Raw genomic sequence first — 3,275 nt, 5'->3', positions numbered from 1 at the left:
ACGGTTCCACCCGGCTCCTAGACTGCTCCGGCCGCGCTTCGGGCCGGGGCGAGAAATCCTCCATATCCGCGTACTTCGCGACCGTGTTACGCGAGATCCCGAGCCGTTCGGCGATCGCCGAACGCGACAAGCCCTCCATCTCGTACCTCCTGATATCCTGCCTAATGGGCATCGGTACCGTCATTCCTTCCCTCCCGAGAACCGTGAAAATGGTTGATAGCACTCGGGAATCTATCAGGACAACAGGCCGATGCCTTTCACATCAAGACACCACCGCCAAAACCGATCAAATCAAGCAATCACTCTGCCCAATTCCGGTGATGACCACGCACAAAACAAAACGATGATAAACAATCTGAGCGTTCCTGCCACCGGCGCAACGACTCCGCGGCGATTCCAAGGCTCTTCGCCACGCCCTGCAACGCCTTGGTCTCGGACGTGTAATTCCCACGCGAGCCCGCCAACAGCCGCACCGCCCGCTCCCTGAACTCCGCATCATATCTTCTAGCCATGATTCCATCATCTCCTATCTGGGGGAAATCAGGAACAAAAACCAGTCCACATCAATGATATTGCTGATCAGGACGGAGTTGAAATATATGTTCGCCTGTTTTGTGTTTTCTCGGTTCATTTCGATGGATATGAACCTACTCGCCATGGAGTTCAAAGCCGTTGTGACAATCGTTGTATAGCCGACAATCTGATTTGCAAGTGGTATGAATCCATATGCTTCAGAGCCTAAGGTTCTGACGATATATGGGGTAAGTACGAAACTGACGCCGAACTGTACGCCTAATGATATGATTCCTGCAATCATATTGACTGCAAGTTGCCGTTTTTCTCCCATAGATGCTCCAATTGCTGTATTGACATTATGTCTTTAATATTGGTTTTTTATATATCTGTTATGCCTGTAGAGTCTTCTGAAGGGGGGGCGAATTTGACGTATATGTCCTTCAATGGATAAACATTTTTGCTGTAGTCATAATTTGTCAGCTGTTTTAAGGCATCGGGAAATTCTTTCGTGGATTGAATAAAAGTAATGTAGGGAAGATCCTGTATCCATTCATATACGCCACGGACTTTATGATTGTTGTTATTGAACACGATCGCCGGCGTGCCGGTTAGCGCGGCAAACACCATTCCATGCAGACGGTCGGTGATGATGATTTGCGCGTTGCGGAACTGTTGCAATTTCTTAGACAATAGCCCTCTACGTTCCGTAATTCCGATTTCATGATCGGTGTCGATTACAGTGTCAGTGGTTGATATCGGTGCTGATATGACGTTACGTATTGCTTTGTCAATAAAGCCGCGCTCATCGGCGTTGAGATTTTTCTCGACATCGTCGCGCAGGACAATGACGGCTCCAGCGCGCTCAGTCGGTGTCTTGTCTAACAGAGTATTGACGTTAAAGCTGAGCACGATGTCTGGAACAAGGGCAACAGACGCCTCGGGGAAATATTGTCGCATCGCTGCAAAAGATACTTTTTCTCTGGCGAATAGGTGGAGATTGGGGTGATTCTTATATGTAGATTGAGCGTATCGCGCGAGTTTGGATTGCGGATTACTATAGGAAATCGTCTGTGGCATGACAATTATCTTCATATTCGGAAACATGCGCATGACAAAACAGCGTTCGTATTCATATATGGAATACAGATCACCCATGTTTCCGCCACCTTGAAGGCAGATGACGTCACGCTGCGGGTCTGCGAACTCTTGTATGCAGCGTTTATATTCCCATAGCTTGCCTGTCGGTATTTCTACGACATTTCCGTCGAAATTATCTTTGATGAAGTTATACTGCGCTTCAGCAATGGCAAGGTCGCCAAGATTTCCGTAATTGGCGGTACCGAGGATGAAACATGTTCGTTGATTGTTCTGCAGTGAATCGAACTCATGCCTGTGAGTACGGTACCCTCGTTGAATTGATGCATGCTGTTTCAACGGCTGCGTTTTATATGGACCGATGGTTGCTCCAAGTATTTGTGAAATTCCCATTATGATATATCCTATTTAAATTGCGGTTGTTGATTGGCGGCAATGATATACGATTCAGTGGCATTATCTCTATGCCGTACAGTACAGGGATTTCCAAATACCACTGAGTGATCAGGAATATCTCTGTTCACATAGCTATTCGGCGCAATAAGTACATCGTTTCCAATATGGATATTGCCAACGATCGCTGCATTGATACCAATCCATACATTGTCGCCTATGATTGGAGTGCCTTGACGTTTGCCTCTATTTTCCTGTCCAATGACTGCTCCTCGGTGGATTGAAACGTTGGCACCGATACGGGCATTCGGATTGATAGTGATGCAATAAGGATGCCCTAAATACAACCCGCCTCCGATATGGCATGTGTACATCAGTTCCACGAGTGACCGTTTCCGTGAGTGCCTGAGCAGGAACCGATATACCAGTTGCAAAGGCTTGAATGTGCATTCCTGAGAAAGCCGATAATACTTTTGAAATGCTGGCATTTTCTCATGCATCTGCCGATATCGAGATTGGTCTTCCTGTAATAATGCACCCATGTCTTGCTCCTTTTGAAATTACGACAATAGATCTGTCAAAGAATCGAATTTACGCATGAAATATTCAGCGGGGTAATGCGTATCAGCAATATTCATCATGTCAGGGAGTAACGATTCTAAGGCATCGACATCTTCTGCGAAAGTGATGTACGGCAAATCTTGCAGCCAAAAATATTCCATGCCGACCTTACCGTTGCTATTGTTCAGAGCAATGCAAGGTGTGCCGGTGATGGCACTGAAGATCATGCCATGAAGCCGATCGGTGATTACCAGCCGTGCCTTTCGGAATTCGGCGAATTTGTCCAATACTAAGTGCTCGCCACGTTCGGCGCTGATGGCGGAATCATCCGTGATGGTGGTATCGGTATAGGTAATTCGTTCGCCGGTGGATGTGATATGGACTGGGTTTTGTTCCCTGTGTTTTATTGGGTGACTGGTGTCGCCTTGGTTTGATAATAGCGTGCTTCTACCTCGGCTGGTGTCCGGTAGTCGAGGCGTTCGTGGAGGCGTTGGTTGTTCCACCAGGAGACCCATTGGAAGGTCGCTGTTTCCAACGCCCGCACGGTCCCGAACGGCGCGGATCGTGTGATCAGTTCGTTCTTGTACGCGCCGTTGACGCTCTCGGCCAGCGCGTTGTCATAGGAATCACCCACCGTGCCGGTGGAGGCAGGATCCCGGCCTCCGTTCAGATGCGTGCCGTACAGGCTGCTGATGTTACTGGGTGCCGTG

At 48.2% G+C, this 3,275-nt stretch carries 6 protein-coding genes; all 6 read right to left on the bottom strand.

Features of this window, described 5'->3' with window-relative positions; translation table 11 throughout:
• A partial coding sequence (locus tag BISU_RS13610; protein WP_411431492.1) for a helix-turn-helix domain-containing protein occupies positions 1–172 on the bottom strand: 172 nt, incomplete at its 3' end.
• A 354-nt stretch (positions 173–526) separates the two neighbouring features.
• Entirely contained in the window at positions 527–847 is a 321-nt protein-coding gene (locus BISU_RS12625) for an oligosaccharide flippase family protein (RefSeq protein WP_155803857.1), read from the bottom strand.
• Positions 848–894: 47 nt separating this feature from the next.
• Positions 895–2,004: a polysaccharide pyruvyl transferase family protein gene (locus tag BISU_RS09755; RefSeq protein ID WP_024464703.1), complete on the bottom strand. Its 1,110-nt coding sequence runs from the start codon at positions 2,002–2,004 to the stop codon at positions 895–897.
• An 11-nt stretch (positions 2,005–2,015) separates the two neighbouring features.
• Complete coding sequence (locus tag BISU_RS12225) at positions 2,016–2,546, bottom strand: serine acetyltransferase (protein WP_226839133.1); 531 nt, start codon at positions 2,544–2,546, stop codon at positions 2,016–2,018.
• Positions 2,547–2,564: 18 nt separating this feature from the next.
• Positions 2,565–3,068: a polysaccharide pyruvyl transferase family protein gene (locus BISU_RS12220; RefSeq protein WP_162178601.1), complete on the bottom strand. Its 504-nt coding sequence runs from the start codon at positions 3,066–3,068 to the stop codon at positions 2,565–2,567.
• Positions 2,969–3,275, bottom strand: a 307-nt coding sequence (locus BISU_RS09745; protein WP_156100205.1) for an integrase core domain-containing protein, incomplete at its 5' end; no start/stop codon positions are given. The genes BISU_RS12220 and BISU_RS09745, both read right to left, overlap by 100 nt.

It is taken from the genome of Bifidobacterium subtile, assembly GCF_000741775.1.
Taxonomy (GTDB): domain Bacteria; phylum Actinomycetota; class Actinomycetes; order Actinomycetales; family Bifidobacteriaceae; genus Bifidobacterium; species Bifidobacterium subtile.
The sequence above is the reverse complement of the archived record's forward strand: the minus strand, read 5'-3'. Positions and strand labels throughout refer to the sequence as shown.